We start from the raw sequence: 14,276 nt of genomic DNA on the forward strand, positions 1-14,276 counted from the left end.
CTACCAAATTTCTAATTAATCAAAAAAAGAGAGACTATGTAGCCTCTCTTTTTTGTTTCGATTAGATAGATTGGGTTAGTTAATGTTTCCGTACGATTTGTCATGAAAGCGGTACCGTGCATCCTCGGTAGCTTTCACAAGCTTGCTTTCAGTATCGATCACCATTACTGACGGAGCTGTATCTGAGCCATTCATCGCATTCCAATCAGGTTGATCGTCTCCATTTGGATTCCCGGTTTTGATGAAATTTGCAAAGTAATTCATCATGGTTTTGGAGACTTTGTAATCTTCCGGAGTCCAAGCGAAAACATCTACTAAGGGTAGATTTCCCATGGCATATTCTATTTCACAGGCATGAGGAGCTCCGATGGCTTCAGGGGCCTTTGGACCACCTTCTACCACGCCGCCAGCAAGTCCAGTGGTCAGGTTTGCGTCTTTCAATGCTGGTCTCAGCTTACTGTATAAATACCTGTAAACGTGCTGATCGGAGTTTTTAGCATGGAGATCCAGCCACTTCCATGTGGAATAAGCTATAAATCTATCCGCTGCCAAATTAGTTGCAGAGCGCTCTACCTCCTTTGCGTCAGCATGTGGATGAAGGCTTAATACTTCTTCAAAATCATTCGGATAGGTTTCCTTTACCTTAGCAATGAAAGCTTCTGGAGTGTAAGGCTGACCTTGCATAAATGCCATCCCTGGGATTTCGGCTGAGTTCCAACCAGCTAGTAAAGGAACCATCGCTTGCTCCTTGGCTTCAAAGATTTCAGGAAGTGTTTTTGGAATAAAATACCCATCCAAGACTACAGGAAATCCAAAACGCTTAGATTCTGTGTAGATGTCATATAGATCCTTTGTGGCAAGTGCTCTAAGTTCTTTGATGCTAGGAAACCCAGCTTTGGAAGCGAATTCTGACCCTATTTTCTCAGCTTCACCTAGTGGTGTAGGTGCCAACGTTGGATTGATCCCCGCGCCGCTTTCACCGATTGCACCGGCTATCAGATCTTTGGAAAGGGGAGAAGCCATTTGGTAGCTTACTGAAATGGAACCGGCTGATTCCCCCGCGATCGTTACTTTCTTTGGATTCCCACCGAATGCTGCTATGTTTTCCTTCACCCATTTCAATGAAGCCATTTGATCCATTAGTCCGTAATTTCCAGAAGCTTTATAGGGAGCTTCAGCACTGAGTTCAGGATGAGCAAAAAAACCAAAAATATTTAATCTGTAATTCACCGTCACCACGACTATTCCTTTCTGTGCCATGGCTTCGCCGTTATATCTAGGCTCAGATCCGTCTCCAGCGACAAAACCTCCTCCATAGAAATAGACCAAAACTGGTAAATCTTTCATGTTCCTATCTGCCGGAGTCCACACATTCAAGTAAAGACAATCTTCACTGATACCGTCAGATTTAAAGTCCATATCTCCAAAAACGGGAGCCTGAACAGCTCTAGGGCCAAATTTCTTTGTGACTTTCACGCCAGTCCAGTTGTCCATTGGTTGTGGTGCTTTCCATCTCAAATCTCCCACAGGTGGCTTTGCAAAGGGAATTCCGAAAAACTTTTGAATACCAGTTTTGGTATCGTATGATCCAGCTATTATTCCATTTTTGATTTTAGTTTGCACTTCGATGGAATTGTTATTTTGGGCTTTTAGAGATGAACTTACACCGAATAAGATGATCAGTATAAGTATCTGAGCCGGTTTAAAACTTGCTTTCATGGGTAGGACTTTAATGTTTCTTTGCGAAACAATAGTAATTCCTTATTTTTGGATTTCCTAGTTCCTAAACTACTATTTCCTAGTTTTACACATGCCTCTACCAAAAGAAGAATATATCCCAAACCTGTCTTATGATTCAGTTATTTTTGGATTTTCTGGAGAAAAGCTTAAGATATTAGTTTTAGAATATCATAACATGAAAACCTTCGCTTTGCCTGGAGGATTTGTGAAGGTGGATGAACCATTAGATGATGCTGTAAAACGTGGTCTTTCGGAGCGAACTGGATTGGATGAGATTTACTTAGAGCAGTTTCATACGTTCGGGTCTATGGAGCGATTTAGCCCGGCAGTGATGAAGAAAATATTGGAAGAGCAGGGGGAATTTGAAGAGAACCACTGGATCTTGGGTAGATTCATTACTGTGGCTTATTATGCCTTGATTAATTACGATAACGTAATTCCTAAGCCTGATGATTTGTCAGATTCTATCGAATGGTATGACTATGAACAGCTTCCTAAAATGATGATGGATCACAATGAAATCGTCGAAAAGGCACTTGAGCATCTACGTACTAATTTGGATCAAAAACTTCTGAGTTTTAATCTTCTGCCTGAGCGTTTCACGATGAAAGACCTGAAAATGGTATATGATGCTATCCTAGGCGAAACTCAAAACCGTGCTAATTTTCAGCGTAAGATGCTCGGCCTTAATATTTTGGAACGACATGAGAAATTATATTCTGGTGGTTCTCACAAAGCCCCATTTTTATATAGCTTCAAAAAAAGAAACTGAAAATGAGGCTCCTAATTGGTATCAACCAACCTTGATTCCATAGTTACCCAGCAACCCAGGTAAGCCTTCAATGTCAAAACGCGCTCCTTTTATCCTATTTCTTTCGGGATCGATTATGTAATGGAGTGCATTCCTGAAATCAACTTTTTCTGCAGTAGTTTGGTCAAAGGTAGTTCCGCTTAAGTCAGAACCTTGAAAATCAGATCCAGTCAAATCTGCCTGTGTGAAGTCAGTTTCCAAGAGCCTACAATTGATGAATTTTGATTTTTTGATCTTCAGATTGTAAAAGCTACAATAGTCAAGTTGACATCCGTTGAAGATAAATTCCAATAGAAATGGATTGCTTGCATGAAAGTGAATGCCTAGCATTTTACAATGTTCGAATCTTACCTGCTGAAAAGACACATCTGGAACTTTTGTGTTGCTTAGGTCACAATTTTTGAAAGTACAGTTCTCAAAATTATTACCTCTCAAATCAAGCCCTGAAAAATTGCACTGTTCAAAAGTGCACTGTTCATATTCTGAAGGAGAAAGTGGTACTTGGGTGTAGTCCAGACTTTTAAAGGTCTGCTCTGCGAAAAGAGGCATTTAAGGGAAATTTATTTGTCGAGTATAAATCAAAAGTAAAATCATTCTTTTAATTAATTGCCCTTCAATCTGAGAACTTCACTTAATCCCTCGGAGGAGTGATCATGATATGTGCCCGGTGCGTACCCGGATCCATGATCCAAGGCATACCTGGTGCACTAGGTTTCAGTGGAAGACCAGTTGTCTCTGCAGTAGCCCAAGGCAGGTAAACAACATATCTTAAATAGGTATCAGACACTTCCCCAGAAGATGTGTTGTAATCTTCATCTTCGGCACTGAGTACGAAAAGAGTAGCGCCTTCGTTGGGCATTTTTAACTTACCACTTTTGGCTTCAACTTCTCTAGTGTCAAAGATTTCCTGAAATGACTTTCCTTCTTTTTTCAATTCTCGACCTCTGATCATGAATGGCTCCAAATCTGACGCATAGCAGGAAACACTAAATCCCTTGCCATTCGGGTCATCTGAGATGCAAATCATCTCATTAGTGCCTTTTTTCAATTCTACAAGTTCTCCATTTTCATGGTACCCCAATACGGTTGCATCTGCTTGTTTTTCTTCTGGAGCAGCCATTACTGCTGTTTTGATTTGAACTTCCTTAGAAGGGATCATAGCAGTTTGGGAAAAAGCCGGAAAAATAGCTAGGCATACTAGCGCGAGACTGAGAGATTTTTTCATCATTTTGGGGTTAAGTGATGTAGTAATTTACACTTTATCAGCTTGCGGGGCAACATCTACTGCTATTGATAATTGTTAGTTTCGACCTAGGAAAATTATGGCATTACGAATTTCTTCCAGTAAGCAAACTAAATTTCTTGGGCACTTCGACAAGCTAGGTATCCGAATAGCTATAATCCGAATTAAGCCAGAGGCCCGTCCTTTCGAGACTATTTGATGTAATAAATACTACTTGTATCCTCTGGAGTTAAAACTCCACTTCGAAGCTTTGTCCTCTTTCAAGATCTATATCCATTTCTGATCCGTCATAAAACACCAAAATTCTACCGCTCTTTCCGGCATGAATTCTACAGGTTTTTAGTTCTCCAGCCTCCCAAGTCATATCTATTGTATAATCGCCTCTGGTTTTTAGTCCATTCACACTGCCATTCTCCCAAGCTTTAGGGAGTGCCGGTAGCAAGCGGATGAGGCCTGTTTCATGGGACTGCACAAGCATCTCAGCGACTCCGGCGGTATAACCGAAATTCCCGTCGATCTGAAAGGGTGGGTGACCATCAAATAAATTAGGGTAGAGTGATTGTGAGAGCAGCTTTTGAATATGCTCATGAGCCATTTCTCCGTCTAATAATCTTGCAGAAAAATTAATCAACCAAGCGCGTGACCAACCTGTTCCAGCTCCACCATTAGCTAATCTATATTCTAGTGTTTTACGAACAGCGGCAAAAGCTTCAGGAGTTTCACTTGATGTGATGGCATCTCCAGGGTGGAAAGCATACAAATGTGACATATGTCTGTGCCCTTTTTCATTTTCTTCATAAGGCTGATCCCATTCCAAAATTCTTCCGTCCTCCGCTATTTGAACGCCAGGCCGAAGATTTGCCAGTTGATTTTTCACCTTTTCACGAAGTGGAGTCTCCTTTCCCAAGAGCTCTGATGCCTTCAAATAGTTGTTGAAAACATCTGCGATAATCTGCTGATCCATAGCTGCTCCCATGGTGGAAGCCACTACTTCTCCATTTGCATTGACAAACTGGTTCTCTGGAGACGTGGAAGGAGAGGAAACCAAAGTACCATCTGAAGGATAGGTTACCAGCCAGTCTGAATAGAAAGCTGAGATTGTCTCTAATGCTGGAAATGCCCGCTCTTCGAGAAATTTCTTGTCTTGAGTAAATAAATAATGATCCCAATAATGTCTTCCGATCCAACCTCCAGCACCGATCCAACTTCCCCAATAAGCTGTAGCAGCACGTAAAAAGGCCACTTGCCAAAGATCTGTCGTATGAGGAACCATCGATCCAGCCATATCGAAGTTTTCCCGGGCTGCCTTCTTTCCATTTTCTATTACACCGTCAATAAAATCAAAAAGTGGCTGGTTTAATGCACTCAGATTTGTGACATCGGCTGGCCAATAATTCATTTGCAAATTGATATTCACATGGTAATCTGCATTCCAAGGTGCAGCGATATGCTTGTTCCAGAGTCCTTGCAAGTTCGCCGGATTGGTTCCGGGTCTACTGGAAGAAATTAGGAGGTACCTACCATAGTCGAAAAGCAATTTTTCAAGATGTAAGTCCAACTCTCCATTTTTGACTCGCTCAATTCTTTGATCTGTGGCGATTTTATCCGGCTCTTCATTTCCAAGCTGCAGGCTCATGCGCTCAAACCAAGAAGCGTATTCTTTCTCATGTACATGAAGTAATTCCCCCCAGCTTTTTAACTGGATTTTTTCTAATTGGCGATCCGCTTCTGCTTCAAAATCTTCGTGGTAAAATGACGTCTCAGAAACCAATTTTAGCATAAATTCTTTGGCTCCAGATATGACTAAACTGGAATCGCTGCTTGATATTTCACCAGACTGATTTTGAGCGAAAAGTAGGGTACGGAATTTCACTCCATTCAAAATTTCTACTGGTTTGGAATCAAGCTGTCCACCGCGCTGAGTGATCATTCCAGATAGCTCAAGCTCCCTTTCATTTAGGGCTACTGTTGTAGCTGTCGCAAAGCCCTTGTCTTCTGGTCGACTCATGGTGATTTTGCCGTTGAAGCCTTTAGGATGATTGGTTTTGAATCTAATGACTAGCGCATCGTCCGGCGCAGAGGCAATAACTTCCTGGCTGAATTCAAAGCCCTCACTTATAAATTGAGTAAGTACAGTAGCAGTTTCTAGATTTAAGCTTCGACGGTAGTTTTCAGCTTCCACATAGCCAAAGTCAAACCATAAATCTCCCATTGTTTGATGAGAACGAGTCACTCCTTTTCTGGAAAACTTCAATACTAATAATGAGTCTGCTTTTTTGTTTTCCCCTGCAATTAGGTAGGCTCTAATTTGATCTAAATCAGCCCGTTTTCCTTCTGCCAATCCCCAGTCTTCATATCCTCCTGGCCAGAGAGAATCCTCGTTAAGCTGAAGGTGTTCTTGTCCAGGTAAACCCATAACTATTGCTCCAAGTCTGCCATTTCCAACTGGCAGCCCCTCTTCCCATTCTACAGCTGGCTGGTTGTACCAAAGAACCGAGGAAGTTTGGGCAAAATTGTAATTGTACAGGCAAAAGATGAGCACTGTGCTCAACAAGAACTTTATCATAGGTTATTGGGTCAGAAAATAAGAATACGATAATTCTTCGAAGTCGCCAACGATAACTTTTCAAAATTGACTTGAAGGAGGTTTTCTGTAGGTATAGGAACTGGTTTTTACGATTTGGAGTCCGGATTTTCGAGTACGCTAGGTGCTTTCCACTTTACGGATCCCACAGCTCTGCTATTCGCTTGATCGATTGCTTGCGACGATCTTTTCTTTTCATAGATCATCGCAAAAGTCATAATTAAGCTGGTGCCGATGATGACGAAAAGTAAAATTCCTGGCTCGAAACTATCCACCTGAGCTTCCTTCGGAATCCCATAGAAAAGCAAAACAGTGATCAATCCTCTAGGAGCTATGAATACTTGAGGAATAATGTCTTTGCCCTCAAAAATCAGTAATAGAACAATTCGAATTCCATAGATTGAGCCGATCAGGAGACAGCTGATTAAAGCTACTTGCAGATCAAAAAGTGAGGTAATGGTAATAGTTAATCCAAAAATCACAAAGAAAAGCGTTCGAACCACAAAGGCTGTTTCTGCAGTGATTGTGTGCAATTCATGATAAATCTGATGTGCTTTGGCATAGTCCAATAAACGGGAAAGTTTGCCTTTGAAAAATAGCTTCATGTTTGCGATCACCAACCCGAAAATCAGAATGATAATCAGAGAAGAAAGATGCATTTTTTTGCCTAATGCATAGAGAAGCAATAAAACAGCGATCAACAGGAAAAGCTTCACATTGCTTTTGATTTTCTGAAAAATCAAAATAATTGCATAGCTAGCTATCAACGAAATAGCGACAGTCAACAAGAAATTCCCTCCAAAACCTACCAAACCAGAATCCTCAGCAGGATTTAATTTTCCGGTGAGGAAGTAGAAAAGCATAATTCCCAGGATGTCTGAAAATGTACTTTCATAGATGTGGAATTCCCTTTTTTTGCTTTTCAACCCTGCCACGCTTGGGATAATAATAGCACTCGAAAGGATGGAAAGCGGTGTAGCATAAAGCCATGCGGACTGCATGGTCATCTCAGGTATGTAATAATATAGAATACTTGCTGCCGCCCAGGTCGAGAGCATCAGACCGATCAATGCTATTGCCAGAGATTTTAAAATAGGGATAAGTTTTTCACGCTTGAGCTCTAGCTCTAGTGCTGCTTCCAATACGATCATAATAAGGCCTACGATTCCTAGAACCTCCAAAATCGGGAAAAAGTCAATTGTGTCTGTGGTGAAATAGCCAAGGATGTATTGGAGTATCAGACCCAGAGCGATCAGCATCAACACGGCAGGAATGTTCGTTTTCTTTGATAGACCGTTGAATAGAAAGGATAAAATAATTATCACCGAAAACTCAATGATCAAGTTATAAGAGGATATAAGTTCCATTAGGAGTTGAATTTTTCAGTGGAATTTGTTTGGATATCGTGATCATTCAGGTAGTTGGTGAGATCTTCTTGCTGCGCACCTTTCACCAAAGTATAGTGGAGCAAGTACATGTTTTCAGCATTAAGTGATTTCAGATTGGATGGCTTACCCAAAGCCAAAATCGGATGATCGAAAATCAAATTCTGTAACTTTTCCTTCGAATGTTCTGATTTGAGATAAAGAGAGCGTTGTTGCTCATTTGTTTGGTTGGAAATCAAGGTGAAACCCGCTCGATCGAAGGAATTAAACCAGACCCATTGTTCGCCTTGATCAGTTCCAAGTACCATTCCTAAGCTTCCGATTTTATTCACTCTGCCACGGATTTTCCCAGCTTTCACCAGCGTATGAATAGCGAGCAGGGGACTAGATCTGAGGAAAAGTCCGCTGATATAATTTCCTAAATGTTTGTAGCCTACACCTAAGATTAACAAAATCATGAAACCATGAGTAATCGGGTCTAAAGCAATGAAACCACCAATAACCACTGCCCAAGCCGTTGGTTTATAAAAGAGCCGAAATTTATTAATCAGAATTAAATATTTTTCACTTATCCTCCTTTTTCGGACATAGCGGGTAAGGCCGAAGAAGCATAGCGATAGTACTAGGTAAATCGCTGATACGATGAGAATTAATACGAGGAGATCATTCCAATGATTCATAGTAAAATTGGTTGATTAGGCGAGTAATTCTCTGTATTTCAAAATAGAATAAAGGTCTTGTCTCACTGTGTTTTTCACGATTAAGTAGCCATTGGCATCCCGGTCTAAAACTCCAATATTCAGCAGTTTTCTTACGGCAGGTTTGTACTCACTTTCGTATCTATCGGTAAACAAGTTTTTGAGTTCCAGATCACTGGAATAGCCAAAAAGTAAGCAGTTTTTCAAAATGAGAAGCTCTGCAATGGATAAGAAATCATTGAGATGCGTCTCTTTTTCTGAAAAACGTATTGACCCATCTTCCTGAACATCTGTGCAAAAGATCCATGCTTGCAATACAGCGCCTATATTAAAGTCAAACTTTTTGGTAAGCCAGCCAATTTTCTTTTGAAGCTGGATTTCGTTCATTTTAACGCCTTCCTTTTCAAAGATCGATCGATGGGAAGCACCATGTCGAAGCATTACTGCCTTATAAATTTCATCTGAAGTGGAGGTATTTGCATCCAATAAATTAGTGAAACCCTGAGAGAATTTCATTCTGGTATCTAAGTGAACCCGAAGTGCATTCGTCATTCCTACTATGACCAATACTTTGGATGAAATTGAGCTGATGAAATCAATTAAAACTTCAGCATTTGAGAGTAAAGAAGAGTTTGAATCCCGCCAAAGATGCAAGTCATCAAGTACTACAAGAGGTTTAGAATTGCTAACTGACCTTTTAACAAAGTTCAATACCTCTTCCAAATTTTTTCCCACTTTGAGTTTTCTGCCTTCTATGCTGATATCCGCTCCAGGAGTGAGATGATGTACTTCGTTTGATTTGAATTGATGTGTCACATACTCCAAAATTGCTGATTTACCGCAGAGGGGATCTCCCAAAACTGCTAATGACCTGTTTTGACCTTTTTTCCAATAGCTTATAATTTTCTCAATCTCTTTTTCCTGTTCGCTTCGCCTGACCAAAAATAGGTCTCCGATAAAGTTTTTGTTTAGAAATAAAGAATGGTAATGGTCAGGTGTTTCCTTTTCATTTCTTGTTTCAAGAATTTGAAGTGCAATTTCCAAGCGTTGATGCGGCGTTTTTTCTTTGGCATCTTTCACTTGTTTACCAAGGTTTTTGAAAACATGAGCCATTTTTTGCCAGTAAGAATTGAAGGCTCCTTCTTTGTTGGAAGTTAACCTCGAGAAGTTAGTTTGGAAAGGGACTTTGAGGTATTCATCTGAGGTATAGAGCTCAGTCACTTTGTAGCTTTGAGAAAGAACGTCTTCAATATGCCTGATTAGATCCTTACTCTGTTTGATAGCATTTTTTTGTTGTTCGGTGATCGCATTTAGCGAGCTGATTTCAGCGTCAAAACTTGTAGTCTGTTGTGTTTTCTTTGCTACAAGCAAACTGCTTTTGATTTGCGTAGCAATATTAAGCAGCGGAGAAAAAGTAGCCTCTTGGAGATCCCAAAGATCAGTGAGGTAGGGAAGGATTTCGTAGTCAAGCCATTTCTCTGACGTTTTTCGGAAATCTATTTTTTTTACTACTAAATACCCGCCTTCAGAATCAACAGGCACTGAAAGCGCGGTAAGTTTATTTACTGAATCTTCCAGATTTCGTAAGGTGGTTTCCGACCGGATTTCCATTCCAACACCTAAATTAATCAGATCCTCTAAAGACTTTAATGTAGAGTTGAGTTGCTCAATTTCGCTGATTGTTTTAAGTTCTGTTAGGCAAGAAAGAGCCTTGTTTTCAAAAAGGGAATTTTTGTTGAGAACGTCTGTTCTCAATTGGAGAATCAACTCATGAATCAGACTGTATTGGTCAATGGTTTGATTTAGCCTGGTATCGTTAAGATTTATTTCATCAAACTGGCCAGAGATGGTCTGAAATTGGGAATGGAATGTTTTCCAAGGATTAGCGAAATGTTTGACTGATTCCAATTTTCTTCTGAGTACTTCAGGTTTACCCAAAATAGCTTTACGTTCAAGCTGAAAATAATGTAGGTATTTTTCTAATTCAGTAGTGAGCAGCGCTTGAGACTCCTCAAAATGCTCTTGAATCTTAGCTTCCGAGACCAAGCCTTCAGAACGCCGAAGTCGAGCGATGCTAAGCTGAAGAAGTACATCTCTTACTAGCAAAAAGCTGGATTTGATCCTGTCTGGATAAGAAAAGTGAATTAGGTAATGGTCAGGATCTGTGATTTCGACATTATCTTCTACAGAGTCTAGCCAAGCTTCGCCCGCTTCGCAATAGTGTGCTAGCAAGCTGCTTCCATTTTTGAATAGATAGGTGTAGAGTTCTTCTGAGTCAACTTGATCAGCAATACCCTTTGTGAACTTCTGAAATTCTTCCAATACAGCATCTATCAGCCTGCTTTTGTCTATTTCTGGCTCTTGCTGAGAAGTGATGGTTTCGTTCATAAATGCTGAAAATGGGAATCAAATAAACTCAAAATTGAGTTTACAAAAGCAACGTAACTCTAAAATTAATTCTTTTCAATAAAGTAAATTCCGTTCCAATTGTTCTGGGTAATTACACTAGGGAAATGGATAAATTATAAAAATCCTGATGGATAGTCCTTACTTTTCGCACAAATTCCTGCTTTTAATTACCCTAATGACGAGACTATTTTCCTTGAGGCTTAGTTTGTCCCAATAAAAAGTCACGAAATTCATCGGTGTTAAAATTGCTCATCCCTTCCTGATAAAAAACGATCTTTCCTGCTGGATTTACGACCAAAGTAGTTGGGATCGACTGGCTTTGTAAGCTTTGATTTAGCCCAAAGCTAGCATGAGCCGTTGGGAATGTCCAGCTTTTTCCATCTAAGAAATCACGGCTTTTCTCTATGTCGTTATCAATTCCTATCATAAGAAACTCCAAGCCGGGCTCTTGCTGAACTGATTTATATAATTCAGAAATATGGGGCATTTCTGCTCGACAAGGTCCACACCATGATGCCCAAAGATTTATGAATAAGGTTTTGCCTCGGTAGCTTTCCAAATCAATTTGCTGCCCATCAAACGTGAGGAATTTACCTCGATAGTCGAATTGCTTATCGGTGAGGTCTGGAATTTCCAGTTTTGGTTTGATCAAGCCTGTAGAAAGAATAACAGATTGAATTCCGCCTATTACTACTGGCAAAAGCCCCGTGAAATATAAAAATGCAATGAGGCTGAGCATAATCCCCCAGCTCTTGATTTCTTTTTTCCAATCCATTTTTTGAGTCCAAAGTCCAATGTACCAAGTCCAAAGAGGAGGCACATTTAACTCTTTTATGTTTTAATTAAGAATGATTTTGCGAAGTACGAAATACCATTTACGGTTGAACCACTTGATTTGACGAAATTTTTCAATTTTAAAATCTTCCAATTTTACAATCTTAAAATCAGACTCTTAGTGACAACCCTCACATTACACACTTTTTGTCTCCAAAAGGAGGCTTAACTTGCAGCACAAATTAAGATTAGAATTTCCATTCACATATGAATTACGAAGTACAGATTGCCGCAGAACTCCAAATCAAACCACATCAAGTAAATGCCACGGTGCAGTTACTGGACGAAGGCGGAACGGTTCCATTTATTTCCCGATATAGAAAAGAAGCAACTGGTGAGCTGGATGAGGTGCAAGTAGCTGCTATTCGTGACCGGGTATTACAGTTGAGAGAGCTGGCAAAGCGAAAAGAGGCTGTGCTCAAGTCGATTGAAGAGCAAGGAAAATTGACTGATGAGTTGAAATGTAAAGTGGAGGCAGCGGAGACTATGTCAAAGCTCGAAGACATTTATTTGCCATATAAGCCTAAGCGTAGAACAAAGGCAACCATTGCCAGAGAAAAGGGCTTGGAGCCACTTGCTGAGCAGATTTTTGAGCAAAAATCTATTGATCTGGATGCTGAAGCAGAGAAGTTTGTGGATGCAGCCAAAGAAGTGAATTCTACCGAAGAAGCCCTACAAGGTGCTCGGGATATTATAGCTGAATGGATTAATGAGAAGGCTGAATTGAGGGAGAGAATGCGTAAGCTGTTTTTGGAAGAGGGAGTTTTCTCTTCGAAGGTTTTGCCAGGAAAAGAGCAGGAAGCCATAAAATATAAGGACTACTTCGAATGGTCTGAACCTATCAAATCGGCTCCATCTCACCGCGTTTTGGCGATGAGAAGAGGAGAGAAAGAATTGTTTTTAATGTTGGATTCTGTTCCTGAAGAGGCTTCGGCTATCTATCAGATGGAAAAGATGATTTTGGAGGACGCTTCAAATTCTTCTGTGGATCAAGTAAAGCTAGCGATCAAAGATTGCTACAGAAGATTGCTTAAGCCAAGCATGGAAACTGAAGTTCGATTGCTTACCAAACGTAAAGCCGATGAGGAAGCAATCAAGGTATTTACTGAGAATCTTCGTCAGCTGCTTCTAGGAGCACCTTTGGGCGAAAAGTCAGTGATGGCAATTGACCCGGGTTTCCGAACAGGCTGCAAATTGGTATGCCTAGGACCACAAGGCCAATTCTTACACTATGAAGCTATTTTTCCTCATGAAGCTAATCGCAGAAGTCAGGAAGCTGCGATGAATGTAAAAGGTTTGGTGGAAAAATATGGGATAGAAGCAATTGCTATAGGTAATGGAACTGCTGGGCGCGAGACGGAAGCTTTTATAAAAGGGCTGGGTCTTCCAAAATCTGTGATCGTAACGATGGTGAACGAATCAGGAGCATCCATTTACTCTGCTTCAGATGTAGCGCGTGAGGAATTTCCAGATCTGGATTTGACTGTTAGAGGAGCAGTTTCAATCGGTAGGCGATTGATGGATCCGCTAGCTGAACTGGTGAAGATCGATCCGAAGTCAATTGGAGTAGGTCAATACCAGCATGATGTAGATCAGAATGCATTGAAGAATGCCTTGGATGATACTGTGATGTCTGCTGTAAACGGAGTAGGAGTGGAAGTGAATCTTGCTTCCAAACAACTCTTGACCTACGTTTCTGGCTTGGGGCCAACTTTGGCTCAGAATATTGTTGAATTCAGAAATGAGAATGGGCCATTCAAAAGTCGCGCACAACTGAAGAAAGTGCCAAGATTGGGAGAGAAAGCATTTGAGCAGGCAGCTGGATTCTTGAGAATTAGCAAGGCAAAGCATCCGCTGGATTCTTCCGCAGTACACCCAGAGCGCTATGCTTTGGTGGAGCAAATGGCTAAAGATGTGAATGCCTCAGTGTCAGATTTGATGAGTTCGGAGGATTTGAGAAATCGGATTTCCCTAAAGAATTATGTGTCTGAAACGGTTGGTCTGCCTACGCTTCAGGATATTTTGGAGGAACTTGCAAAGCCAGGAAGAGATCCTCGTGAGACCTTCGAAGTTTTTGCTTTTGAGGAATCAGTGAACAGCATGTCTGACCTGAAAGTAGGAATGAAGCTTCCAGGCGTGGTGACAAATATTACGGCTTTTGGGGCTTTTGTGGATGTGGGAGTTCATCAGGATGGATTGGTTCATTTGAGTCATCTGGCTGATCGCTTTGTGAAAGACCCGAATGAGATTGTTTCTGTGAATCAAAAAGTGCAGGTGACTGTGATGGAAGTTGATATACCTCGTAAGCGAGTTGCGCTGAGTATGAAGTCAGATCCATTTGCGGAGCGAGGTAAAAAGAAGGAGAAAAGACCAGTGTCTAAACCAGAGAGAAAAGAACCTGAAGGATCAATGGCTGATAAATTGGCTGCATTGAAAGGTAAGTTTGGAGGTTGATATTTTAATAGCCACGAAGAGAACTGAGGTAGCGCAGAGAAGGCGCTGAAGGATTTTTAAAACAAAACCCAAAGAGTTAATTCTTTGGGTTTTTTTCGAATATAGAAGGCAAAATCAG

General features: G+C 40.8%; 10 protein-coding genes. 2 read left to right on the plus strand and 8 right to left on the minus strand.

Going from position 1 to position 14,276, the window contains the following annotated elements:
* Positions 1–75: 75 nt before the first annotated feature.
* Positions 76–1,719 (minus strand): carboxylesterase family protein, encoded by a 1,644-nt coding sequence (locus AACZ87_RS01055; RefSeq protein WP_339864002.1) that lies wholly within the window; start codon positions 1,717–1,719, stop codon positions 76–78.
* Between the two features lie 91 nt (positions 1,720–1,810).
* Here AACZ87_RS01055 and AACZ87_RS01060 point away from each other — a divergent pair, with 91 nt between their 5' ends.
* Positions 1,811–2,512 (plus strand): NUDIX domain-containing protein, encoded by a 702-nt coding sequence (locus tag AACZ87_RS01060; protein ID WP_339864004.1) that lies wholly within the window; start codon positions 1,811–1,813, stop codon positions 2,510–2,512.
* A gap of 21 nt (positions 2,513–2,533) precedes the next feature.
* Here the strand turns inward: AACZ87_RS01060 and AACZ87_RS01065 are convergent, their stop codons facing one another.
* The 7 genes from AACZ87_RS01065 to AACZ87_RS01095 all read right to left on the minus strand — a co-directional run bounded on the left by AACZ87_RS01065 (position 2,534) and on the right by AACZ87_RS01095 (position 11,645).
* Positions 2,534–3,100 carry a pentapeptide repeat-containing protein gene (locus AACZ87_RS01065; protein WP_339864006.1) on the minus strand — a complete coding sequence of 189 codons (567 nt, stop codon included), beginning with the start codon at positions 3,098–3,100 and terminating at the stop codon, positions 2,534–2,536.
* Between the two features lie 82 nt (positions 3,101–3,182).
* Positions 3,183–3,776 (minus strand): hypothetical protein, encoded by a 594-nt coding sequence (locus tag AACZ87_RS01070; protein ID WP_339864008.1) that lies wholly within the window; start codon positions 3,774–3,776, stop codon positions 3,183–3,185.
* A gap of 247 nt (positions 3,777–4,023) precedes the next feature.
* Positions 4,024–6,360 carry a glycoside hydrolase family 95 protein gene (locus tag AACZ87_RS01075; RefSeq protein WP_339864009.1) on the minus strand — a complete coding sequence of 779 codons (2,337 nt, stop codon included), beginning with the start codon at positions 6,358–6,360 and terminating at the stop codon, positions 4,024–4,026.
* A 107-nt stretch (positions 6,361–6,467) separates the two neighbouring features.
* Positions 6,468–7,745: a cation:proton antiporter gene (locus tag AACZ87_RS01080; RefSeq protein ID WP_339864010.1), complete on the minus strand. Its 1,278-nt coding sequence runs from the start codon at positions 7,743–7,745 to the stop codon at positions 6,468–6,470.
* Positions 7,745–8,443, minus strand: a complete 699-nt coding sequence (locus tag AACZ87_RS01085; RefSeq protein WP_339864012.1) for a hypothetical protein — start codon at positions 8,441–8,443, stop codon at positions 7,745–7,747. The genes AACZ87_RS01080 and AACZ87_RS01085 overlap by 1 nt, the downstream gene beginning before the upstream one ends.
* A gap of 15 nt (positions 8,444–8,458) precedes the next feature.
* Complete coding sequence (locus AACZ87_RS01090) at positions 8,459–10,849, minus strand: hypothetical protein (RefSeq protein WP_339864014.1); 2,391 nt, start codon at positions 10,847–10,849, stop codon at positions 8,459–8,461.
* A 205-nt stretch (positions 10,850–11,054) separates the two neighbouring features.
* Positions 11,055–11,645, minus strand: coding sequence for a TlpA disulfide reductase family protein (locus AACZ87_RS01095; protein ID WP_339864015.1), 591 nt, complete (start codon positions 11,643–11,645; stop codon positions 11,055–11,057).
* Between the two features lie 266 nt (positions 11,646–11,911).
* On the opposite strand from AACZ87_RS01095, the gene AACZ87_RS01100 reads away from it, so the two are divergent.
* Positions 11,912–14,158, plus strand: a complete 2,247-nt coding sequence (locus AACZ87_RS01100; RefSeq protein WP_339864017.1) for a Tex family protein — start codon at positions 11,912–11,914, stop codon at positions 14,156–14,158.
* The last annotated feature ends 118 nt before the right edge of the window (positions 14,159–14,276 follow it).

The organism is uncultured Algoriphagus sp., from assembly GCF_963974365.1.
Lineage (GTDB): Bacteria > Bacteroidota > Bacteroidia > Cytophagales > Cyclobacteriaceae > Algoriphagus.